Annotated in this window: 20 protein-coding genes; 9 read left to right on the forward strand and 11 right to left on the reverse strand. The window is 45.7% G+C overall.

The annotated features are described in order from the left end of the window. Nucleotides 1-9: 9 nt before the first annotated feature. A complete protein-coding gene (locus L5L94_RS01165) occupies nucleotides 10-1077 on the reverse strand; it encodes an alkene reductase (RefSeq protein ID WP_263160782.1) in 1068 nt (355 codons plus the stop codon). 133 nt (nucleotides 1078-1210) lie between these two features. Between L5L94_RS01165 and L5L94_RS01170 the strand changes: the two genes are divergently transcribed. Then, a complete protein-coding gene (locus L5L94_RS01170; RefSeq protein ID WP_028760776.1) occupies nucleotides 1211-1792 on the forward strand; it encodes a TetR/AcrR family transcriptional regulator in 582 nt (193 codons plus the stop codon). A 176-nt stretch (nucleotides 1793-1968) separates the two neighbouring features. Here the strand turns inward: L5L94_RS01170 and L5L94_RS01175 are convergent, their stop codons facing one another. Both L5L94_RS01175 and L5L94_RS01180 read right to left on the reverse strand, forming a co-directional pair. Further along, on the reverse strand, nucleotides 1969-2193 hold the full coding sequence (locus L5L94_RS01175) for a TIGR02922 family protein (RefSeq protein ID WP_028760777.1): 225 nt from the start codon (nucleotides 2191-2193) through the stop codon (nucleotides 1969-1971). Nucleotides 2194-2525: 332 nt separating this feature from the next. Continuing rightward, the gene (locus tag L5L94_RS01180) at nucleotides 2526-4094 is read right to left on the reverse strand and encodes a methyl-accepting chemotaxis protein (RefSeq protein WP_263160783.1); all 1569 of its coding nucleotides are present in this window, start codon (nucleotides 4092-4094) and stop codon (nucleotides 2526-2528) included. Between the two features lie 435 nt (nucleotides 4095-4529). Between L5L94_RS01180 and L5L94_RS01185 the strand changes: the two genes are divergently transcribed. Further along, the gene (locus L5L94_RS01185; protein WP_028760779.1) at nucleotides 4530-5252 is read left to right on the forward strand and encodes a YebC/PmpR family DNA-binding transcriptional regulator; all 723 of its coding nucleotides are present in this window, start codon (nucleotides 4530-4532) and stop codon (nucleotides 5250-5252) included. A 65-nt stretch (nucleotides 5253-5317) separates the two neighbouring features. On the opposite strand, the gene L5L94_RS01190 is transcribed toward L5L94_RS01185, so the two are convergent. Both L5L94_RS01190 and L5L94_RS01195 read right to left on the reverse strand, forming a co-directional pair. Then, nucleotides 5318-6994, reverse strand: coding sequence for a carotenoid oxygenase family protein (locus tag L5L94_RS01190; protein ID WP_263160784.1), 1677 nt, complete (start codon nucleotides 6992-6994; stop codon nucleotides 5318-5320). A gap of 14 nt (nucleotides 6995-7008) precedes the next feature. Beyond that, nucleotides 7009-7515: a DUF2141 domain-containing protein gene (locus tag L5L94_RS01195; protein ID WP_263160785.1), complete on the reverse strand. Its 507-nt coding sequence runs from the start codon at nucleotides 7513-7515 to the stop codon at nucleotides 7009-7011. A 183-nt stretch (nucleotides 7516-7698) separates the two neighbouring features. Between L5L94_RS01195 and L5L94_RS01200 the strand changes: the two genes are divergently transcribed. Next, nucleotides 7699-8892 (forward strand): sensor histidine kinase, encoded by a 1194-nt coding sequence (locus L5L94_RS01200; protein WP_263160787.1) that lies wholly within the window; start codon nucleotides 7699-7701, stop codon nucleotides 8890-8892. Nucleotides 8893-8921: 29 nt separating this feature from the next. Continuing rightward, nucleotides 8922-9572, forward strand: a complete 651-nt coding sequence (locus tag L5L94_RS01205; RefSeq protein ID WP_263160788.1) for a response regulator transcription factor — start codon at nucleotides 8922-8924, stop codon at nucleotides 9570-9572. A 93-nt stretch (nucleotides 9573-9665) separates the two neighbouring features. On the opposite strand, the gene hpf is transcribed toward L5L94_RS01205, so the two are convergent. Both hpf and L5L94_RS01215 read right to left on the reverse strand, forming a co-directional pair. Continuing rightward, nucleotides 9666-10022, reverse strand: a complete 357-nt coding sequence (gene hpf, locus L5L94_RS01210) for a ribosome hibernation-promoting factor, HPF/YfiA family (RefSeq protein ID WP_028760784.1) — start codon at nucleotides 10020-10022, stop codon at nucleotides 9666-9668. A 248-nt stretch (nucleotides 10023-10270) separates the two neighbouring features. Continuing rightward, nucleotides 10271-11839 carry a methyl-accepting chemotaxis protein gene (locus L5L94_RS01215; RefSeq protein WP_263160790.1) on the reverse strand — a complete coding sequence of 523 codons (1569 nt, stop codon included), beginning with the start codon at nucleotides 11837-11839 and terminating at the stop codon, nucleotides 10271-10273. A gap of 428 nt (nucleotides 11840-12267) precedes the next feature. Between L5L94_RS01215 and L5L94_RS01220 the strand changes: the two genes are divergently transcribed. The 5 genes from L5L94_RS01220 (at nucleotide 12268) to L5L94_RS01240 (ending at nucleotide 15851) form a co-directional block, all read left to right on the forward strand. After that, on the forward strand, nucleotides 12268-12642 hold the full coding sequence (locus tag L5L94_RS01220; protein ID WP_131523016.1) for a DUF3649 domain-containing protein: 375 nt from the start codon (nucleotides 12268-12270) through the stop codon (nucleotides 12640-12642). A 1-nt stretch (nucleotide 12643) separates the two neighbouring features. Next, on the forward strand, nucleotides 12644-14314 hold the full coding sequence (locus L5L94_RS01225) for a PepSY-associated TM helix domain-containing protein (RefSeq protein WP_263160791.1): 1671 nt from the start codon (nucleotides 12644-12646) through the stop codon (nucleotides 14312-14314). Beyond that, complete coding sequence (locus L5L94_RS01230; protein ID WP_113940646.1) at nucleotides 14311-14661, forward strand: DUF3325 domain-containing protein; 351 nt, start codon at nucleotides 14311-14313, stop codon at nucleotides 14659-14661. Before L5L94_RS01225 ends, L5L94_RS01230 begins: the two co-directional genes overlap by 4 nt. 87 nt (nucleotides 14662-14748) lie before the next feature. Next, the gene (locus tag L5L94_RS01235) at nucleotides 14749-15186 is read left to right on the forward strand and encodes an OsmC family protein (protein ID WP_263160792.1); all 438 of its coding nucleotides are present in this window, start codon (nucleotides 14749-14751) and stop codon (nucleotides 15184-15186) included. Nucleotides 15187-15410: 224 nt separating this feature from the next. Then, complete coding sequence (locus tag L5L94_RS01240) at nucleotides 15411-15851, forward strand: hypothetical protein (protein WP_219253032.1); 441 nt, start codon at nucleotides 15411-15413, stop codon at nucleotides 15849-15851. A gap of 106 nt (nucleotides 15852-15957) precedes the next feature. Here L5L94_RS01240 and L5L94_RS01245 read toward each other — a convergent pair whose 3' ends face one another. From L5L94_RS01245 to thrC, 4 genes are all read right to left on the reverse strand, one after another. Next, nucleotides 15958-19242: a S41 family peptidase gene (locus L5L94_RS01245; protein ID WP_263160794.1), complete on the reverse strand. Its 3285-nt coding sequence runs from the start codon at nucleotides 19240-19242 to the stop codon at nucleotides 15958-15960. Between the two features lie 347 nt (nucleotides 19243-19589). Continuing rightward, nucleotides 19590-20447 (reverse strand): substrate-binding periplasmic protein, encoded by an 858-nt coding sequence (locus tag L5L94_RS01250; protein WP_263160796.1) that lies wholly within the window; start codon nucleotides 20445-20447, stop codon nucleotides 19590-19592. Between the two features lie 279 nt (nucleotides 20448-20726). Next, nucleotides 20727-21020: a hypothetical protein gene (locus tag L5L94_RS01255; RefSeq protein WP_113940650.1), complete on the reverse strand. Its 294-nt coding sequence runs from the start codon at nucleotides 21018-21020 to the stop codon at nucleotides 20727-20729. Between the two features lie 284 nt (nucleotides 21021-21304). Continuing rightward, a complete protein-coding gene (gene thrC / locus L5L94_RS01260) occupies nucleotides 21305-22588 on the reverse strand; it encodes a threonine synthase (protein WP_263160798.1) in 1284 nt (427 codons plus the stop codon). Nucleotides 22589-22609: the final 21 nt, after the last annotated feature.

Genomic DNA, 22609 nt, shown 5'->3' on the forward strand with positions numbered 1-22609 from the left:
TAAGCGAAATTACACTAAACTTGCTAGCATTTCATCGCTGTAAGGAACAAGTGCAACGCCATCACGCACGCGAGCGACATAGTCAGGATTGGCAATAAATGGGCGACCGATAGCAATCAAATCAAACTTATTCGCTGCAATCGCTTCACTGGCGGTTTCAGCGCTGTAGCTTCCAACTCCCACTAAGGTTTTGCCATAGTGTGCGCGCACATAGCTTGAAGCTCTGCCGCCTAGATAGTCGAATTCCATACTGTCATCGAAAATCCCAATATGCACAAAAGCGATATCGCGGGATTCCAGCTCTGGCAAGAAGTAATCGAATACTTCGCGGTCACGACTATCTGCCGCCATATTGAAATAAGCCCCTGGAGAAATCCGTAAACCGGTTCTGTCTTTGCCGATACGAGCCACAACAGCATCGACAACTTCAAGCGCAAAGCGGGACATATTGGCTGGAGTGCCACCGTATTCATCGGTGCGGCGATTGCTGTCATGGTGTAAGAAGGTATCAATTAAATAACCATTTGCACCGTGAATTTCTACGCCATCGAACCCAGCTTCAATGGCATTTTCCGCCGCTTTGGCGTAATCACGCACTAGGCCTTGAATATCCTCAAGTGTGGCAGGTTTTGGCGTGACATAAGTCAGTTCGCGCATTCTTGGCACACTGCCTTCAATCTTCTGTGCTGATGCCGCAAGCACATCACCACCACCGAAAAAGTGTGGATGAGCAACACGGCCCGTATGCCATAACTGCACAAAAATCTTACCGCCATTGGCATGTACCGCATCGGTCACTTTACGCCAGCCAGCAATTTGCGCTTGAGTAAAAATACCAGGAGTATTTGGGTAACCTTGAGCATCGGGACGAATAATAGTCGCCTCTGTGATGATCAAACCCGCTTCAGCGCGGCGTGCATAGTAGGCAACCATATCATCGGTCGGCACTAAATCGGCATCCGCCATACAACGGGTTAAAGGTGCCATTAAGATACGATTATTTAAGGTAATAGTGTCATTAAGTGAGTAGGTATCGAACAGATTTACCAATGAATTTGGCGTGGTTTGTGTGGTCATTTTCTCAGTTCCATTCTTGAATATGCATTCAAGATATTATTATTTGAACGATCATTCAAGTTCATTTTTGAATGTTTGTTCAAATTTAGGTAGAATCTGGCCTAAGCGTTTCTATACAAGTGAATTAAATTCGATGCGTAATGCAGAGTTCGACCGAGAACAGGTACTTCGCGGCGCTATGGCCGCCTTCATGCACAAGGGTTACACCAAAACGAGCATGCAAGATCTTACTCAAGCCACGGGATTACATCCGGGGTCGATTTACTGTGCCTTCACCAATAAACGCGGATTACTAATCGCGGCCATTGAGCAATATCAACTCGACAGAAACGAGCAATTCAACAATCTATTCGGCAATGGCGAGAATGTGCTGACTAATTTGAAAACCTACTTAGATCATCTCGTTATTGAATGTCTGAGTTGCGATAGCGCCCAGGCTTGCTTACTGACAAAAGCGTTAAATGAAATTGCAGAGCAAGATGTTGAGATTCGAGACATCATCAATCAGTATCTACAATCTTGGCAGCAAGCACTCACACTACAATTTGCCACCGCAACGTTACAAGGACTCCTCCAAGGCAATCGCAGCAGCGAGCAAAGAGCCCAATATTTAATGATGGGAATTTATGGTTTAAGAACCTTCGCCCACACCCATCCTAATGCCGAAACCTTACAGTACCTTGCAGACCAATTATTGGCAGAAGTCTGCCATTAAAGTGCGTTAATTTGTGGGACAGTAAATATCTGAATGACTAACCGAATATGATTAGGCGAACAAACGCTAACATTAATAGAAATAGATGGATTGAATAGAATTTTTGCAGAAGATGTCGGGACGATAATTTAGCAAAGCGAATTATTCGTCCCAAGAATGACGATTAGTTTAAAATGTTAACCTATATTAGCTTGAGCAAACACTCGCTCTCCTAATGAATTCAATATCTTACACTCACCTTCAAGTACAGCAATGATAGATTTTCCCTTGCGGAAACTTGCAGGTATCATCACACGCCCAGCTTCACTCACTGGTAAATTACCTAATACGGCGTTGTGCATAATTAACCCTACGGGCGCATCATAATATAAAACAGTTACAGTCGCTTGATTTGCTTGCATCACATTTAACTCACATTAAGCAGCATCTACTGCGTTATATTTACATCGCAAGAGAGCTCCCTGTCCTCAACATTTTAAAATATCCAGAAAGATATTTTAAACATTTTAAATCAATTACTTAAGGTCTTATTCAAATTTTATGATTTTTTATTGGATACAATACTGTCTTATACTGTACACCTTGGGCTATTTAAGCACTTCGGCAAAAAGATGCCAATCTATTTCTATTATGTTAATCGATTACCTACTATCGATCACATATAAGACACAAATAAAGATGCGTTTTTATGCATTTTTTAGAGTAAATAACCTAAATTTGAGTTATCAGTAATCTACTTAGCTTTAAATCCCACTCGAAATCCGCCCCAATGTTTACCGTTTACAAAAATGGGCACCGACAAGTCGTGCATCACTTCGCCCGTATCGCGTTTATAAGTTTGCAATAGCACAGGTTCAGTATGGGCGCCGCAACGGATCCCTGTCGGATCATTAAACAAGCGTTTGGTTCGATTGTGCACCATATCAACCTCAACTTTGCCTGTCAGCGCTTGGCTAAAGCGTTTATTATGGGTCGGAAAATAACCTTTCCTATCAACGGCTCCCGCATAAATAATTTCGCTGTGTTTTGCCAGAATGGGCTCTTGAATTGTTGGAAAATGCTGATCGGTATAACGATCGAAAGCCGTGCTGTATTTCTGCGGCTGAGTATTGGTAATAGGTTGGTATTTAGGATTAAACAAATCAGCCTCGCTAAAACTGCCACTGGCTAAACCTTGTGCTAACTTGTCACCGCACGCTTTAGCGGCAACATTCGCCAATTGCAGAACCTGCTGATCGAAGGTTTGTGTATCCCATTTAGACAACGCTTTAAAAATACCCTCAGTGGTCAAGGATAAAGTAAAGGCCTGCTCGGATACGCTATGACTCTGTTTACCCGTCGAATTTAACGAGTCACGTATTTGAGTCACCGAGCGGCTAATGTCGTTAGTAGTGTTGTTATATTGTTTGAGTGAATCTTCCATATCACCTAAGGCATGGGCCGATTGGGTCACAGAAGCCGAAATCTCAGTGAAGTGCGCGTCTAACTCGCCCATGGCGGCGACCACATCGGCGGTTTGCGTCACGACTCGCTCCATCAGCCCAGAAGTTTTATCCGTTTCACTGCGGATTTCTAATAGCATTTTGCCAATATCTTGGGTTGCACCCGCGGTTTTACCCGCAAGGCTGCGTACTTCGTCAGCTACTACCGCAAAACCTCGACCCTGCTCTCCCGCTCGAGCCGCTTCGATGGCCGCATTTAACGCCAACAGATTCGTTTGCTCGGCAACGGAGTTAATCACCTCGGTAATTTTTTGGATTTCTTCGGCTCTTGATTTAAGCGCCTGCACTTGCTCAGCGGCGGTATCAATATCCGTACTCAGTGAACGAATGGCCGCAACACCTTTCTGAGCTTGACTTCGTCCCTGCACGCTAACGCGCTCAGCCTCTTGAGCTTGGCCTAAAATGTCGGCGGCATTATCACCAAGTTGGGCCGTAGTGTGGCTCAATTGCCCTGCAGCAACCGCAATGGCACTGGCATGCTCGCCATTTGATTCAATTGATTTATTCAATAAATCAATAAAATGCGACACCTCAGCCGAACCGATAGCAATTTTGCTGGTTTGCACACTAATGTCGTGGGCGGGGATGCTTTGCTCTTGTAATGCCTTAATGTTTGCCTCATCGGTGTCGAGCTTAGCCTTAGATGCGCGCAAACACACTCTCACCACTAAGCCACAGGCAAGAACGCCCAAGATCAACGCCTGCACAATACTTGGAAGATGCAGTCCCTCAAGTAATAAACTCCCCAGAGTTACCAGTATGAAACTGATGAAAATTAAAATTTTGTGCTGTATTTCCATATACTTCCCGTAACTGCGCAAGGTAAAAATGAAAGGGAAATGCTAAGAGTCGAATCATTAGCCTTCGTTCAGTTGGTATCAATTACAGCAGCTATTGATTACAACTGACGAGGGAGGACTAACTATGATAGCGCTCAAGATTTATAGTTTTAGTCTATTTCTCTGAATAAGCTAGATAATTTATCTCGCTAAATAAACAAAGTAGAAGTTAGCTATCATCAACAGTCTCACGAGCGTATGGCATTAGACATTAGTATTAATCTATCGCGATATAGTCCTAGCCTATCTAAAAGCGGATCTTCTTTGATAAAACCAACTTTGCCCTGAAATGCGTGCCCCGTCGCCTTCTAGGTAATAAATCACATAGGGACGACTGCACTTATGCCAAGAAAACTGCTAATATCGGCGCAATTTTTTTGAGCTAACGAGATCAAGATGGGCAGAGCATATCAAAACAAGAAAGAATCCATGGCGAAAACAGCCGGTCAAAAAACCCGCATTTATTCACGCTACGGTAAAGAGATTTACGTTGTCGCTAAGCAAGGCGGCGTTGAGCCCGATGGAAACTTATCACTGCGTCGCTTAATTGAACGCGCTAAGAAAGACCAAGTGCCTGCGCATGTTATTGAACGCGCAATTGAAAAAGCCAAAGGCGGCGGTGGTGAAGATTACGATACCGCCCGTTACGAAGGTTTTGGTCCTGGCAACTGCATGGTCATTGTTGACTGCTTAACCGATAACGTAAAACGTACCTTCACAGAAGTGCGTCAAGCCTTCGTGAAAAACGATGCCAAACTCGGCGGCCCTGGTACAGTTGGCCACATGTTTGATCATCAAGCCGTGTTCGTGTTTGCGGGTGATGACGAAGATGCGATTTTAGAACTGCTGATGATGGCTGACGTTGATGTAAGCGATGTTGAGCTTGAAGATGGCTTAATCACAGTTTACGCGCCGCACACTGAATACTTTAAAGTCAAAACTGCGCTGACCGAAGCGATGCCAGAGGTTAACTTTGAATTTGACAATATCACCTTCGTACCGCAGGACATGACTAAAGTTGAAGGTGAAGATGTCGTTATGTTTGAAAAGTTTATTGCCGCACTTGAAGATTGTGACGACGTACAAAACGTCTATCACAATGCGGAAATTGATGACTAAACGTTTCTTTCGCCTGAAACAAGAACGCAGCTAAAAGCTGCGTTTTTTATTTATAGATCAAAACATTAAGCTTCAATAAAGCAACCATGGAACCCTAGTGGCAATACTCTGTTCATTTGAGCCGAAGCGATGGGGCCCGCACTGATATCACTGGCACGAAACAAAGACAAACCAGACTGTGCATTATGGTAATCGAGCCAAGTCATCAGTAAATAAGCTTCGTGCTGCTCAGTGGCGGGGATATAGAGCGGCTCTTCGGCAATCTTGCCTTTGCCAAGATAAAACGCGCTATAGCTCGCGTCGCCAAGTGTATCCGCCCTGTGCTTGCTGCTGTCTTTTGCATTATGAATACAATACAAAGTGTTACTTAGCCCTGATTCAGAGCCAGATTCTGCTTCATATTTAAAGTTGGAGCTGGAGCCAGAGTTAACAGCTGAATCTGTTCTTGCTCCAACGCCAAATAACGGAACAAACGCCGAAGCCCCGCCTGTTTTCTCTGCAAACGCTTTTTCACCGCTAGTTTGTTTTTTACCCATAATGTGCTGCGAAAACTGGGGAAACTCCATCATCACGCCGCTGCGGTTAATACGTGCAGAGGAATACAAGGTCTCCGCAAACTGCGCTTTGCTAGCTGCTGTAAGTGCTACTGTGAGCGGTACTGTGAGAGGTACTGTGATCGTCACTAACTCTGCATGGGGTGTCTTAGTTTTACGCTTCCCCGTCAGTAACCCCTTCATCCCTTGGGTTAAAATCGCTGAATTGGGATAGAGACAAAGCTGCACAGAAAGTTCGTCATTCCTCTCAATGGCTTGACCAAAGTGAAACACAAATCCTGCAGGCAGTTGGTGTAACTGCCGCGTTTTAAAGTCGGCTTTGTCGATAACCAGTAATTGCGATGGCAATTCGGGGCGCCATTTAAAGGCATCAATATAGGTTTCGCCCTCTTCATACACGCAGGATGAAATGTAAAACACCAGCTTATTCTCACTCTGCGCGAAGGCATGTAAATAGCTAGCTTGAGGTAATTCAATCACTTCCATTCTGGCAACGCTGTCATCGGGTGCCACTTGATACACAAGTAATTGCTTCTCACCACCGACATACCAGACGCCAAAATTCCATAGTCCACCTTGTCCGTCATCGAGCGGGTGAGCAGAAAAGGGCAAGCCCTTAAATTTGTCACCAAAGCTTTTCACGCCAAGCGTGGTTAAGGTCTGAGCATCAAGTCGATAGGGTGACCCCGCCTCCCATAAAGCGAGCAACTCGCCGTGGCGCGGCAATAAACTGGTGTTAGCCACATTCAAGTCATCGTTATTGCGAATGGGTAAAGCATTGGGGATCACTGTGCCTGCGGTCGTGTACTTAAACGCGCCAGCGGCCTCTTCGACTTTAAACTTCTTTGTTTGGATGAACTTGGCCTGGTGCTGAATTTGCCCATTGCTCACACTAAACTGTTGCACCATGCCATCGCCATCGAACCAATGCTGATATGCCTTACCTGCCCGAGACATTTTCGCTGGCCCATTACGATATAGATTCCCACTCAACTGCGCTGGCCACTCACCCGAAACCTGCATAGTGAGTGGCGGATAGTCGCCTTCAGCACCACTAAATCCAATCGCCCAAGGCTCACGTGCGACCGTTTGTGCGCTATCCAGCGCCAATAACTTATCCACTGAACTGGCCCAAACAGCGGTCGTCATTAGGACGGCTGAGCCTGCTAGAAATTGACGTCTATCCATGGTGCAGCCCCCTCTTAGCGAATATGTATAGTGATTTGAGTATCGGCCTGCAAACTAATGCTGGCGTCTTTAAAGCTCGCAGGTCCAAAACTGCCGACGTTATTGCTAAAACCATAGCCTTCACTCGGCACACCTAACATATTGGTATCTAAACTGTGATTACCGTTTTCATCGTGAAAGACCTTGACCGCATATTGGCCATCGGCGAGATCGCTAAATACCAGCCTATGCTCTGTCTTAGTGACGGGCTTTATCATAGATGCGCAGGGATTGTGGCCTGCGGCGTAATCCTCGGCATTGGCGTAAAGCTCCACCATCAAGGCGCCGGTTTGTACTTGAATATTATCGATATCCACAGTCAAGGTATGTGTCTGGCTGCCTTTGGACATGGAGCCTGCCGACATACTTCCTGCAGACAAGAGTAAGCAAGCTAAGCCTGCGCCCCAAATCGCTGATAACGTCCTTTTCGTCTTATTAGCTTGGCGAACCTGTGTTGTCATAGCCGAGTTCATGTGTTTCATGTCTTACTCCTGTTATTTGCGCTGATAAGTAACTGCGATGGAGTTAGCTTAAAAAATCACAGGACGAAAAACAGGTGCCAAAAGTCATGAAACAAAATGATAACAACATGACTTTTGGCATAGTGACATCTGGCGGTGATACCCTAGAATGGTCGGCAGAATTGGATTAAGGAGTAGACATTCGTGCTAGAAAATCGATTAGCGAAAGAAGAAAACATGTTGATTACCGCTGGAGTGCTCACTTGGGCATTAGTGGCTTGGGTTGGGATAAACCAAGCCGCATTACATACATGGCAAGGCATGCTCAATGTAACACTTTATGGGCTGTATTTAGTGCAATTTATACTGATAGCTACCGATAAAGTTGCGCATAATAATATTCGACTTCGCCGCATAACCACGCTAACAATGCCCTTGATCGTACTGAGCTTATTACTCACGGCAAACCATGCATTGCTGCCGATCCTCTTCGTCATTTGGGCGTCACTGTTGCCTGAGTTTTTCAATCGCCGCCAAGCCATTTCACAGCTAGTGTTGGTCAATGTTGTTTATTACCTACTGCTGCAATGGCAATTGCATGAACAAAGCAATGTGTTCAATATTTTGATTTATCTTGGCTTTCAACTCTTTGCCTACAGCAGTAGCCAAGCAAGGCTTTCTGAACGTAAATCACGTTTGATACAAGAACAGCTAAACCAACAGCTTATTGCCACTCGCGCCCTACTGAGCCAAGCCAGCGAACAGCAAGAAAGATTGCGGATCTCCCGCGATTTACACGACATTCTCGGCCACCAACTCACAGCGCTTTCCCTGCAATTGGAAGTACTAAGCCATACAGCGCCCGAAGAACTCAAACCTCAAGTTAACCAAAGTAAATCCTTAGCCAAAGAGCTACTTGAAAGTATTCGCGCCGTCGTCAGGGCGCAAAGAGTGCAAGTCGGATTGGATTTAGTCCCCCCTCTTGAGGCGTTGATGACCCGCTTACCCAGCGTCACTCTCACCTGCAAAGCAATGAAACCACTGCAATCAGCCGAACTGACTCAGGCACTACTGTTAGTGCTGCAGGAAGGCATCAGCAACGCCGTTCGTCACGGCAAGGCGAATCAACTGCAATTGAGCATGGAAGACTCCCAAAGCGCGCTGGTATTGCAACTAAGCGACAACGGCGTGGGGCTAACACGGGGAGCCGCGCGAAACGCATCAGCTAAAAGCGGCACAGAGCTAAACGGTCCAGGACAGTTCGGCACTAGGCAGTTCGGTACTGGGCTCGGCGGCATGCAGGAAAGGCTACAACCCTTTAATGGCACCTTGGAGTTAAGGGCAAATGACTCGGCGTCCGGTTGCCAACTCACCCTCACACTCCCTGCACTCGCTTAACTTTTTATTAAAAACGCTTTGGGATCTCTATGGATACGCAAAACAACATTATCAGTGTCGGTTTAGTAGAAGATCAACAATTGGTTCGCCAAGGTATCGCCAGCCTGCTCGCCATTTCCGACAACATTCGCGTGTTATGGCAGGCCGAAGACGGCCAAGATGCACTCAAAAAGCTTGCCAGCAATCCCGTCGATGTACTGCTCAGTGATATCTGCATGCCAAATCTTGATGGTATCGCCATGCTCAAACAGATACGGCAAAGTGCCAATCGCTTACCTGTCATCATGTTAACCACCTTCGACGACAGTGAGTTATTCCTCAATAGTTTACAGGCGGGAGCCAACGGCTTTTTGCTCAAGGACGTGTCACTCGACAAGTTACTGCACGCCATCGAAACCGTCGCCAAAGGCGGCTACTTGATAGAGCCTTCGGTGCTCAAACAGATGAGTGAGCCTAAGCCCACACCTAGCGTTGGGGTAACTAGAAATGAATTATTGTCGGAACGGGAGCGGGAAATTCTCAGTTTTATGGCGGGTGGCTTCTCCAATAAAGAAATCGCCAATGCGGTATTTTTAGCCGAGGGAACAGTAAAGAATCATGTCTCTAACATACTCACTAAACTCGATTGCCGAGACCGTACCCAAGCTGTGCTCAAGGGATTGCAACTGGCATTGATCTAACCTAATAGCATTCTGCAAAAGCCAATTGCCAACAAAAAGGGCCATTTAAGGCCCTTTTTGTGCTCATCTAAAGCGATGAGTTATGACTAAAACCTAACGAAGATCCATCTCTTGGATAATTTCATGGGCAATAGCTGGCGTTGTACAGCTCGGGGTTTCATGCAAATCCGCTTTTAACTGACCTTTACGGTGCTTAAGTGCTGCATCTAATTTTTTCGATGCGGCTTTGATTGCTGGGTACATAACCTCATCGGTACCTGAAGCAGAAATACGGCTTCCTTCATAATTCGTACGAAGCTCAACCTGATACTCGCCATGCTCTTTCGCAATAATAATGTCCAGTGCGATCAGAGAGGGGAAATGGGTGGCGATTTTTGCAAATTTTTCGTTAACATCTTCTCTAATAGAATCAGTAACATCGACGTGGTGACCAGAAATATTTATTTTCATAGGTTGTCCCTTTTAGTGTCATTACTTTTATTTTTGCTTCACTAATAGAGCTTGGGGCATGCAGGATAAAACACAAGGGTTATTGGCAAATATTTCGGTCAACTCAGGTATTAGCATCTCCTAAATGTGACCTCCATCAAGAAGTCAAAAATAAAACAGCGAGAAAAACATGATTAAGTGATTGATTTATAAACAGGCATTAATAATAAATCAATCACAAAATGCAATACGACATAAGGTAAATACGCTTAATATTTACGTTGCACACTCTGCTGCCAAAACTGTTGGGACAAATGATGCGTCTTGGTCGATAAACGCGACACTTGATCACCCCGCGCTGCCGCATCGAGCGTCTGCTCTAAACTCTGTTGAGCCAAGTCGCTGATCACATGGATAGCTCGGCTAATTTCTGCGGCCACGGAAGTCTGCTGCGTCATCGCCGCCGCATTATCATCGCTCAAAGAATTAATTCGCGAAATAGATGAAAGCAACTCGCCAAAAGCCACACTCGCATCTTGCGCTAAGCTTACCGAACGTTTTACCTGTTCCTGCCCCGCCATCATGGTCGAGGTCGCCCTTTGAGTGCTTTCCCTAAAACGGCTAACAATTAACTCAATTTGCGAGGTGGATTGGCTAGTACGACTCGATAACTGCCTGACCTCATCGGCCACCACGGCAAAACCACGACCACTCTCCCCTGCCCGTGCCGCTTCAATTGCCGCATTTAAGGCTAATAAGTTAGTTTGGTCGGCAATGGCACGTATGACTTCGAGCACTTGGTGAATCGCACTGCTATCTTGTTCAATAGCTTGTACAACATCGGAAAAGTGGCTCACTTGTACACTTAACTGATGTATCGCATCAATAACCGTTTCTAAACGAGAATGCCCGCGTTGAGCCGCCTCATGGCTCGACACCATTTCCGAGGCAGTGCGATGAATGTTTCCCGTTACTTCAGCAAAACTGGCACTCATCTGCTCCATCGCAGTCGCAGCTTGCGTGGTTTGTTCACTCTGACTATCGGCATGCTCCCAAGTGTTTGTAATGGTTTGTTTAAGGCTGACACTTTGTGCTTGGATCTCACTGGCAGAATCAGCCATACGGCCAACAACGCCACCAATTTCAGTGATCAAAAAACGTAGGGCGAGGTCTAATTTACCGATCTCATCTTGGCGGCCGGTGTACACGCCCGTAGCGACGGGATCGTCAATAATGTTAGTTGCCATAGACACAAGCTTTTGCAGCGGCTGCATCAGGTAATACCATGCTAGGCACGCGAGACTCATTCCCACCATCGCGGCAACTATGGGGGAATAACTGGCAATTATCGCCGTAGCCGTAATCGAAACCAACATGGCCAGCAGTATTTTGCCACTGAAACCTAACCTATCTTTACGCAACACTTTAGGTTGCTTGCCCTGATTAATATCACTGTAAATACTCTTAGCGGCTTTAATCTGCTCAGGGGTAGCTTGGCGACGAACAGATTGATACTCATGAACTTTACCATCTTCATACACAGGCGCGACGTAGGCATTCACCCAATAATAGCCGCCCGTTTTGGTGCGATTTTTAACTATCCCCATCCAAGGCTTACCCTGCTTAATTCGCTCCCAGAGGATCTTAAATGCAGCCGCAGGCATATCTTGATGGCGCACTATGTTATGTGGATTCCCTTGCAACTCAGCAACACTAAACCCACTGATCTGCGAAAAGGTCTGATTCACATATTTAATATTTCCCTTCAGATCCGTCGTTGATAGTAAAATCGCATTATCTGACAGGTGTGTTTCACCATTTGTAGAATTTTTATGCATAGGGTTATCAGGCTAGGTCTCGGTAAAAAAGATAACGCATTCTGCCAAAACCGTCGTCTATCAAAATTGATAAAGCTCACATTGGCAGCATAAAAATTAACCTAATGCTAAACAAGCAGTAACCACTAAACACATATCAACAAATAAAAACAAACAATTGTGACAGGGCGCTCGTTACGCTACATACGTTAAACTCGTCACCCTACACTCGCTAAAGCAGATTAGCTTAAGATCACAAATTCACATTCGAATCTAAATGATATCGTTTATCATTTGAATTAACTAAGTTATACTTCTCGCGGTTAGCTATCTACTGCTATAGAAATGCATTCGTCGTTAAGCCAAAAAGCTCAAGCACACTTTGCAGAATCAACAGTAGCGGATAGCCAAAACAGACCCATATTGGCTCGAAATGAGAAGTGGCACTTATGTCTAATACACCCGCGTTTGAAACCTCAACGCAATCTTCTACAACCCAAATGCGCTCGTTCTCGCTGATTTCGCGGGGAATTGTGCAATGGTTTAAGCAAGAGCAATCGCAGTTTGCCTTCAAAGTCTTTGCCCGTGCGAGTGCCGCTCTACTGGCGGGTTATGTTGCGGCAGCAACCTTGGCTTGCCTGCTGACATTAGTGCTACCTATGCCGCGCTTTGAAAGCACGATAACGGCCAATATGTTAGCTTTCCTGTTTTATGCCATCGCTATTATTTATGCCTTTTGTGTGCGTAAAACTTGGCATGCGTGGCGAGATTTAGGCTTAGTGAGTTTGTTATGTTTTGGATTGATCAAGGTATGTGGGCAATAAGATGAAAGAAACATTTTTTAGAACTTTATCTTGGCTACATACCTGGGCAGGCTTGCTGGTATGTTGGGTATTATTGTTGATCTTTTTTGCGGGTAGCTTGAGCTATTTTCGCCATGAGATCAGCCTTTGGAATGAACCCGAATTACACAAAGGGGTTTATCAAGACTACAGAGCCGATACACTCGAAAACCAATTAGATAAAGGTCAAAGTTACATAGAAGCGCATTCGCCGGCAACAGCGCAGCGCTGGATGATAGGTTTTCCAACTGAACGAACCCCCTTTCAAAGCGTTAGCTGGCAACTGCCACCAGAAAAAGGTCAGCGTCGTGGCAAGACTGAAGAACATGTAGCCTTAGCAGATGGCAGCGGCATGATCTCTGAAGTGCGTGAGAGTCGCGGCGGTGATTTCTTCTATCGTCTGCACTTTGACTTGCACTATATGTCCGCTATTACAGCGCGTTATATCGTCGGCGTTTGCACTATGTTTATGCTGATCGCCCTTATCAGTGGCATAGTGATCCACAAACGGATCTTCAAAGATTTGTTCAGTTTTAGACGGGATAAAGGCGCTCGCTCTTGGCTAGACGCGCACAATGTGAGCTCTGTCATCGCCCTGCCCTATCATTTGATGATCACTTATACAGGGCTTATTACCCTAATGCTTATCTATATCCCATGGACGGTTAATACCGCCTATTCGGGTGATAACCAAGCTTTTTTAAAAGAACTTAATCCCGCCAGACAAACCGAGAAAGCCGCTGGGATTAGTGCGCCACAGGTACAACTGAGCCAATTACTACCTCAAGTGAAAGCCGCATGGGGCGATGAGCCAATTAAGCAAGTGATAGTGTCATACCCTAAAGATCAAAATAGCCAAGTGACCTTTTACCAAAACACAGGTAAAGATGTGACCGATGAAGCCAATATTTTGATATTCAACGGGGTAAATGGTGAGCTTAAATATGCCAGCCCGCACGAAGCCTCAGGAGCCTCCGCGACTTACGATACTATGATGTCGCTGCACACGGCACGTTTTGCCGCCCCGCTACTAAGATTTTTATTCTTTTTTTGCGGTTTATTAGGCTGCGCTATGATCGCGACAGGCACTTTGATGTGGGCCATTCGTCTACGTCAAAAACAGCAAAAATTGATCGATAAAGGCGAGAAACCAAGCTTTGGATTACGTTTAGTTGAAGGGTTAAACTTCATGTTTATCTTAGGATTACCCTTAGGCACTGTAGCCTTCTTTTACGCCAATCGTCTCTTATCGACAAGTTTTGCAAGCCGCTCTGAATGGGAAGTTCACAGTTTCTTTATCGCGTTAGCGGCAATGGGAGTTTGGGCTTTCTTGGGTCGTTCACGTCGCCAGTGGCAAACCGCATTACGACTCACAGGGACTTTGTGCTGTGCGCTGCCCGTGCTCAATGCCTTCACATCACCAAGCAATATCATCGACAATATCCAATCCCATCAATGGGCTTTAGTCGGATTTGACGTGCTCGCAGTGCTACTTGGTGGCGCTATGCTATTTGCCAGTAAAAGAGTGACTTTGATTGCTAAGGCCCCCACTAAACGCCCAGCAAAAGCAAAAAATGCACGTAGAAGCGAATCCCAAACATCCCTTGCCAGCGACCTTAGTTCGTCATCTTCATTGGAGGAAGCCAAATCATGATGCCAGAATTTATTCCCCTACTTGGGATCTTAGGTTTGAGTTATCTTTCCCTCGCCCTGTTTGCCTTAGCTAAATTTGGTCACTTCAAGGATGTGTTCAATCGTCCACCAGCACAATGGCAAAGTCGTTTGCTAACCTTGTTTGCTTGGTTACTACTAGCATTTAGCTTAAGTGCCTGCGCGAGCGATCAGGGCTGGGCCTACGGGAGCATTTTGTTTATGGGAATAATTTCCCTCGCGGCAATGCTGGTCATCCTAACGTTAAGCTACAGCCCGCGCCATTTACCGATAGGAATCGTCACTGGCAGCGTGCTCACTGGCACTCTATTACTGAGTGCTGGGATCTAATGTCCAGCTAACACTGGCATGGCGATCATGGCTAAGTGAGCACCGCTAGGCTATAGTGCCCTGATGTCCTTCAGATAGGAGAAAATAATGGGCTTTAACTTAACGGTTAACTGGCAAACCTCGCCCGCCGAAGAAGGCGAATTTTGTCGAGACCACAGTATTACCTTTGGCAGCGGCCAGACGATTCAAGCCTCGTCGGCACCGGAATACAAAGGCAATGGGCAAAATGTCAATCCAGAGGAAAGCCTGTTGGCTGCATTATCCTCATGCCATATGTTGACCTTTCTAGCGATTGCGCATCTTAAGCGCTTACCTGCAACCTCTTATGTGGATAATGCCACTGCAGAGCTGGGTAAAAACGAGGCGGGCAAGTTGGCCGTGACAAAGATGGTGCTCAATCCTAAGGTCATTTTCGCTGAAGGGGTCGAAGTCAGCCAAGAAACCCTTGAGAAAATTCACGAGAAAGCACATGCAAATTGCTTTATCGCTAATAGTTTAGCAACAGATATTCAAATCAAGTTTTAGGATTTGAGCAGATCTTTATGGCCCGCTGATGGTTTTCTTAAGCGGGCTTTTTTATTGCCGCACCGTAAATTAATAGCTGTCTGAATCATTGCTATCATCGAATTATCCGCGCCACCTAACCATCCACAGAGTCTAACTTTTCACCATTATTCAGCTCAGGTCCAGCTTTTAAACAGTACGATAGAAGCCAATCTTAGCTTGGTATCATCTGTTGGAATTAAAAGATGCACATTCAACCACTGCGAAATTCCCTGTCTGTAAGCCCACAAAAAAATGTCTCCACTGCTGAATTTGCACAAGTTAACAATGCCGTTCAAACCAGCGCACCAGCGTCAACTGATACAGTAACGCTTTCTAGCGATGCAAAACAATTGGCGGCGAATACGCAAAAACCAGCAGAAATGCCAGCACTGAGGGATAACATAGAAACCTTAGTCGAATTGAAACACGCGAAGATGAAGTATCAAGTGATCGCCGACATGACCAATTTAGCGACAGGAACGAGCCAAGGGATTTCAGCACCAACGGCCTATTATCTAAGCCATAACGAAGACGCGAGAGCAATGACAGTGAATCACCTTGCCCAACAACAGCAAGTGAACACTATGCAAACCTATGCGGAAACAAGTAAAAATGGGAATAGAAGTATTAATGAATGGGCATAAAAATGGGTGTTGTCTCGGGAACCAAGAGACAACACCCTAACTTTGTACGCGGACATGCTAGCCGAGATACCTTAAATTTCGGTTAAATACTGAATTTAAATATCAATTACTTAGCTTTAATATCCTGTGCCATACCTTTTACAGGCAAAGGTTGCACTTTTAAGGCTGGGATTGGCTGTTTAACCAACTCATCCTTCAAATAACTTATTGCAGTTTCAAGCTGCGCATCTTTGCCATTAAAGGTAGCGAAAGGTAAGTTATCAACTTCAATATCCGGCGTTACGCCATGGCCTTCAAGCACCCAGCGGCCATCCATTGCATACTGTGGATACTCGGCCACCCGCGCCATCCCTTTATCGGTCAACGCATTTCGCCCAGATAACCACACACCCGCACCTGCCGTTTGCTTACCAATTAAGGGCGCAATACCGAGTGCTTTAATCCCTGCGGAGAAGGTTTCGCCGTCGGAATAGGTCAGTTCATCGGTTAACACCACTAAATGACCGCGGAAGGTTTGTTGCATATTGGTGTTTGGCGTGCCGTGGGTCGGTTGCCAAAACGCCCAAGCGCGGCGTAGTAACTTCTCGATAATCCAACTGTCAATATTGCCACCGCGGTTACGGCGAACATCGATAATCAAACCCTCTTTATCGTAGTTGGCATAAAACTCACGGGCGAAACTTTCAATATCACCACCGCCCATGGCATATAAGTGCAAATAACCCATCTTGCCCTGACTTGCATCCTCGACCACTGCCGCGTTATGGCTCACCCAATCTAAGTAACGTAATTGACTGTCCACCACAGCGCTAACGGGCATGACGATAGTTTTATGGGTTTGGCTACCACGCTTAAGCTGTAGTAATACTTGCTTATCCTGTTGATTGCGCAGAAGACGCGTGACGTCGGCCACATTCACTACTGGCGTGCCATTAATAGCCAACAGCATATCGCCTTCTTTAGCATCGACTTCGATACGATTTAACGGTGAAGCATTAGCAGGTAACTCAGGATCATTACTGTAAATGTGCGCAATTTTAACGCCATCTGCAGTTTGTTGTAGGCGCGCGCCAAGACTTGCCGATTTAGCCGCATCGGGATCTTGAGGTATGTCACCACCGCGCACCTGTGAGTGCAAAGAATCTAACTCGCCCATCATTTGCATGAAGATGTCATTCAGTTCGTTACGATCGGTCAGGCGGTCGAGCAAAGGCTGATACTTAGCCTTAGTGGCTTGCCAATCGAGGCCGCGCATCTTCTTGTCGAAGAAAGATTCTCGGTGCATCAACCAAGCATCTTCAAACATTTGCTGCCATTCAAGCTGCGGAGAAATCACTAACTGCCATTGTTCCGTTTGCACTTTGGCATTATCCGTATCGCCTAATTTATCGCCGCCATCAACAATCAGGAGAGATTTCTCATTACTGTGCTTACGTAGCATCAGCTTTTTACCATCGGCAGCAACCTCATACTGACCCACATCCTCGGCAAAAACCTCGACTTTGGGGCTTAATCGGTCAAATTTGATGGTCATTAAATTAGGGGCGACATCATCACCAATAGCTTGATCTAACAGATAAAGTCTATCATCGACGACGCGCAGCTTACTGTAATTGCCTGAATCGACAGGCACTTGCCATAAACGCTGAGAGATCCCTGCCCAATCGATTTTCACTGGACTCGGTTTATCCTTAGCATCGGTTTTTTCAACTTGATTAGATTCGAGTTCATTGGGTTTACTAAAGGGGAATTTGGCATTTTTGACCAGTGCGATGGCAAAAATTTGGCTGCGTTTATCAAACACAGGACCCATGTTTCTATCGCCCCAAGGTGAACTTGGTGTTGCGCTGAATTGGCGATTCGATAGGAAATATAGCCACTGGCCGTCACTGCTAAAGGTTGGCGAATAGGACTCGTATTTGTCGCTGGTGAGCGTCTCGGCCTTATTTTCATCCACAGAATACAGGACAATTTGCGGACGTTGTTTACCGATTTCCGACTTAGTTAATGCAATAAAACGGCTGTCACTGGACCAGCGGATATCGGCGTAAGGCCCAAGTCCCTCGCCGTTAGTGATGATTTTTTGATTGGTATTTTTCTTTAAGTCGAGCAGCCAAACATTACCATCGTTATCGTCATGGGCGATAAATCGACCGTCACTGGACAAATTAAGACTCATTCTTAAAGTATGACCGTCTTTGGTTAACTGTTTAGCACCACTGCTGCCATCAGCAGGGAATTGCCAAATTTCCTGCTGACCTGTCATGTCGCTAATCGCATAAACCGACTTACCATCTTGGCTCAACACCGCTTCCCTTACGCGATAAGTCCCCGGCAGTGCAACTTGAACTAAACGCGAGCCATCAATACCCGCGATCGCCACGTGGCTGCGGGCGGTGATCACCACTTTATCGCCAGCGGGGGCCAAATTAGTCGAAGAAGCGTAATCCATAGGCTCTGTCACCCAATGCTCACGGCGCTCGGCAAAATCGGAAATGAGTTCAATATTGAGTAACGAGTCTTTAGCGGCCGCAATATCAAACACATGGATGTCCGCACCTAACTGGAATACCACTTTGCCTTGGTCCATCCGCGCACCGCGGACTTGCCAATCTTTAAATTGAGTCAACTGTTTTGCATCTGAACCATCGAGCGCCATCGACCAGAGGTTGTCGTTGCCATCGCTGTCGCTGATAAAATAGAGTCTGTCCTGCCATAGCATAGGTTGGCGCACTGAGCCGTCGTGTTGGCCGCTAAGCAACTGTGCTTCGGTTTTGCTGCCGAGTTTAAAGCGCCATAATTCACCTTTTGCGCCGCCACGGTACACTTTGGCATTATCGCCAGTCACTTGCAGACCAAAGCGGGTGAAGTACACGTATTCGTTGCGATCATCAATCACACCTTCAACTGCATCGGCTAAGGGTAAATCTGTGGTGGTGAGGGTTTGAGGATCGACGCTGCGCAGTATCCAATTATTAGCAGGACCAAAACCAGTGTCGGTAGAATATAAAATCTCACCTTTGGCAGTCCAGCCCTGAACTCGTACACGGCTATTCTCAAAACTCACCCGTTTAGCCACACCGCCCGTAATGGGGATCACATACACTTCGCTCGCGCCTTCATAGTTGGCAACATAAGCAACCCACTTACCGTCGGCCGAAATAGTCGCCCCTAGCTCTTCCGCAGGTAAACTCGTTAAGCGAGTAGCCGCTTTTTGACCTAAGGTCTGAGTCCATAAATCCCCTTCTGCAGTAAAGACTAAGGTTTGATCGTGCAACGCGGGCGCACGGTAATACCCATGATTGCTCACCGCATCGGCAGCGATGGTTTGGAACGCTGTTAATGTGCCTAGGGCAAGCATACAGCAGGCGACAGAATGGCGAAGTTTCATGTATGACCTCTATCCTATTGTTATTTTTTAGCAATAGACTCTTTACTACGAGATTTTGCTAGCAGATTTAGCGAAGAAATTCTTGCCATGGGCTTTTGTAAAAAACCACAATCAAGTCCAAAGCATGACAATTGAGCCCAACAAGCTAGCAGAATTTGATAGAGAGTTCAGTAACTTCGAGTCAGAGAAGTTTTAGCAAATGTGTCACATCTTAAATCGCGGAGGAACAACTGAATAAAAGACAGGATTCATTAGAGGAAAACATCAAAGATCATAGCGTTACCATATTGCACTAGGATAAAAATATACCAGAGTCGGACATGTGTGGCTAACGTGAAGGGCTAATGTTAAGGGCTGACATACAGCGTCTTTAGCGGACTGTTTAGGCGGCTCATATTAGACTGTTTCGCCAGTGTCATTTGTTGCCATTTATTGATCACTCGTGCAATTTCACCGTTATCCATCAATGCCTTAATCGCATGATTAAACTGCTCTAACTGGCTTGTCTTGATACTCGCTTTGCTGAACATTAAATGAATATGGTTTTGATCTAACACTAACTTAAGTGGCACTAGCTTGATGCGTTGATGCTGGCTGGCAATATAGGGCATGGCTAAGGTATCTCCGACGATCATATCTCCTCTACCGTAGATAAGCATTTGCACAGACTTATCTGAGTCTGGACTTAATACTAACAAGTGCTCCTGCTCTAATCGATATTGAGATTCTTGATAATCTGCACCATACCAACCGCTAGAAGGGACAAGTAGACGCAATTTTTTGGTAAAAATGTCCTCCCATTTATCGATATTAATCTGATCTTTTTGCTCATCGAGTACAAATAAGCGCAGCTCTTCATCCCGGTAATAGGTTGAAAAAAGAGCATAGTTTTGACGTTCATCCGTCATAGTCGCTCCCATCAACACATCTAACTGTCCTGCTCGCAACATCTGATGCGAGCGCTTAGCGGGCACATTAATAAAATGAACTTCACAACCAAGATACACTGCAAATGCCCGCATCAGATCCACATCTAAGCCTTGGGCTTCTCCTTGAGGATCTTGCCAAGCATAGGGAGGCCAATCGTTGTAACCAACTTTAATCGTGTTCTTACAAGGTAAAGGACTATTGACCTGCGACGCACTTACAGCGGGCAAGACTAAAAAAAGTATAAATAAGACAGGAACGTATTTAAACCATGGCATAGGCTAAGTTACTTGCCTCTTAAGTTGACGATCCTCTCTTGATTAAGATGAAGTATAACGATTCAGCGTCAGACTTCCGCGAGGGGGTTCTACCTCAGTAAGCGTAGTTGTCACTTAGATAGCGCGCCATAAACACCGGCGAGATCACAGTAATTAGCCTAAAAAAGGGCGAGGAATTATAACAAAAAAGCACAACAGCCAAGAGTGAGATCTAAACGACTCACTATGCTGCGATAAAGGCTAAGCCTGAACGCAGGAAGTAAAATAAAGTTTTACAATTTAAATCAGACACTTATAAATAATAGCAACAACTTTAGTGGGATCCCCCATATCGACTTGTAACCAAACTATGTGTGTCCCCCCCAATTCCTCACCCTGAGCCGTGGCGGACTCTTTAGCTTCATCAAGCTGGTTTTCATGGCGGCTCACCCCAGTGACTAAAGCAAAACTATCGCAGTGGGTGACTTCAAAATCGTAGGCCACGTTAATGCGACGATATAGTTCATGCTGCTTGGTCGCACATCCAGATATTAAAACGCAAAAACATGTACTTAACAGAAAAAATTTAGACAAATCAATTAACCCACAGATTAAACACGCGGGTGAACATAACTAATTGCAACCGATAAAATTGTGAACAATGTCACATATAAGAAACCAAGGATAATACAGAAAGTTACAAATATTAATTAAATATCATGTAGTTAACTAAGGGTTGTTTTATGTTCACTGGTAACACAAGCTCATCAATTCCTCACCATAAAACTCACACTTGTAAAAAAAGGGAGCCAAGCTCCCTTCCTGCTTTTACGCCATGTTATTCCACTGCTAGGCAGACATCAGTAGGGCTAAAGCCCTTAAGCTAATATTTTGAATAAATGCACTTTTAATGCAGCAAAATCTGCCGCTAATTCCGCGGATAAGATGGGCTTACTCGCAACAGCTTCAAGCTCAGGCGGCAAGGGTAAGTTAAGCGTTAACTCTCTATCCACAACATCCTTAAATTTAGCGGGATGCGCCGTCCCCAAAAATATACCCACTTCATCGGGCACTAAGGTTAAAGATAAGGCCTTAGCCGCAATCGCCGCGTGGGGCTCAGACACATAACCCTGTGCATGCAACTCAGCTAATGCCTGTGACGTTTGATCCTCCGATAAGCGAATACCCACTAAGCTACTCAGTGGCCAGCCTAATTTCTCACAAATGGCTTCCACACGCGGCCAGTTACTGGGTTCACTCACATCCATGGCATTGGACATAGTCGCTTGAGTCGGATTGGGCTGCCATTGGCCATTGTCTAAATAACGCGGCACAGTATCGTTGGCATTGGTGGCGGCAATAAAGCGTTTAACCGGTAATCCCATGGCTTTAGCGAATAAACCTGCGGTGAGGTTGCCAAAGTTACCACTTGGCACCGAAATCACAGGATCGGCTTCATGGCGTTGTTTAGACTGGGAAACCGCTTCAAAGTAATAACAAATTTGCGCGAGTAAGCGGCTGATGTTGATAGAATTTGCCGAGTTTAAGCTCAAACCATCGCGGACTTCGGGATCATCAAAGGCGCGCTTAACCAGATCTTGGCAGGCATCGAAATCGGACGAGACGGCGACTGTATGGATATTCTTGCCCAACGTAGTGAACATCTTTTCCTGTAGTTCACTGATCTTACCCTTAGGATAGAGCACCACCACATTGACTTTCTCAAGCCCATAGAAGGCATCGGCAACCGCTGCGCCAGTGTCGCCCGAGGTAGCAGTCAAAATGGTTAAGCGCGTGTCGCCCACAAAAGCATTAACGCATTGCGCCATAAAACGCGCCCCAAAATCTTTAAACGCCAGTGTTGGACCGTGGAATAATTCGAGGCAAGCGCGCTGCTCATCGACGGCAACCAAAGGTAAATCAAAGTTAAAGGCACGCTCAACTAATTCATCGACCGCATCTTGACCTAACTCAGAGGCAAGCCATGCGCCGAGTACTTTTTTACTGCGCTCAACGAATGGCAACGCCAGCAGCCCTTCAATATCGTCTAGTACGGGTATTTGACTAGGAAAGAACAAACCTCTGTCTTTACCTAATCCCAGTTGTACCGCTTCTTTAAAGCTCACTTTCTGCGAAGGGTGTTTTAAATTATATAGTTCCATGCTCACTCAACCTTTTGATGC

The sequence above is a fragment of the Shewanella sp. SM21 genome, assembly GCF_025654335.1.
Classification (GTDB): domain Bacteria; phylum Pseudomonadota; class Gammaproteobacteria; order Enterobacterales; family Shewanellaceae; genus Shewanella; species Shewanella oncorhynchi.

Coding starts and splice junctions, on each gene's coding strand:
- L5L94_RS01165 (WP_263160782.1), bottom strand. CDS start 1,077: ATGACCACACAAACCACGCCAAATTCATTGGTAAATCTGTTCGATACC.
- L5L94_RS01170 (WP_028760776.1), top strand. CDS start 1,211: ATGCGTAATGCAGAGTTCGACCGAGAACAGGTACTTCGCGGCGCTATG.
- L5L94_RS01175 (WP_028760777.1), bottom strand. CDS start 2,193: ATGCAAGCAAATCAAGCGACTGTAACTGTTTTATATTATGATGCGCCC.
- L5L94_RS01180 (WP_263160783.1), bottom strand. CDS start 4,094: ATGGAAATACAGCACAAAATTTTAATTTTCATCAGTTTCATACTGGTA.
- L5L94_RS01185 (WP_028760779.1), top strand. CDS start 4,530: ATGGGCAGAGCATATCAAAACAAGAAAGAATCCATGGCGAAAACAGCC.
- L5L94_RS01190 (WP_263160784.1), bottom strand. CDS start 6,994: ATGGATAGACGTCAATTTCTAGCAGGCTCAGCCGTCCTAATGACGACC.
- L5L94_RS01195 (WP_263160785.1), bottom strand. CDS start 7,515: ATGAAACACATGAACTCGGCTATGACAACACAGGTTCGCCAAGCTAAT.
- L5L94_RS01205 (WP_263160788.1), top strand. CDS start 8,922: ATGGATACGCAAAACAACATTATCAGTGTCGGTTTAGTAGAAGATCAA.
- hpf (WP_028760784.1), bottom strand. CDS start 10,022: ATGAAAATAAATATTTCTGGTCACCACGTCGATGTTACTGATTCTATT.
- L5L94_RS01215 (WP_263160790.1), bottom strand. CDS start 11,839: ATGCATAAAAATTCTACAAATGGTGAAACACACCTGTCAGATAATGCG.
- L5L94_RS01220 (WP_131523016.1), top strand. CDS start 12,268: ATGTCTAATACACCCGCGTTTGAAACCTCAACGCAATCTTCTACAACC.
- L5L94_RS01225 (WP_263160791.1), top strand. CDS start 12,644: ATGAAAGAAACATTTTTTAGAACTTTATCTTGGCTACATACCTGGGCA.
- L5L94_RS01230 (WP_113940646.1), top strand. CDS start 14,311: ATGATGCCAGAATTTATTCCCCTACTTGGGATCTTAGGTTTGAGTTAT.
- L5L94_RS01235 (WP_263160792.1), top strand. CDS start 14,749: ATGGGCTTTAACTTAACGGTTAACTGGCAAACCTCGCCCGCCGAAGAA.
- L5L94_RS01240 (WP_219253032.1), top strand. CDS start 15,411: ATGCACATTCAACCACTGCGAAATTCCCTGTCTGTAAGCCCACAAAAA.
- L5L94_RS01245 (WP_263160794.1), bottom strand. CDS start 19,242: ATGAAACTTCGCCATTCTGTCGCCTGCTGTATGCTTGCCCTAGGCACA.
- L5L94_RS01250 (WP_263160796.1), bottom strand. CDS start 20,447: ATGCCATGGTTTAAATACGTTCCTGTCTTATTTATACTTTTTTTAGTC.
- thrC (WP_263160798.1), bottom strand. CDS start 22,588: ATGGAACTATATAATTTAAAACACCCTTCGCAGAAAGTGAGCTTTAAA.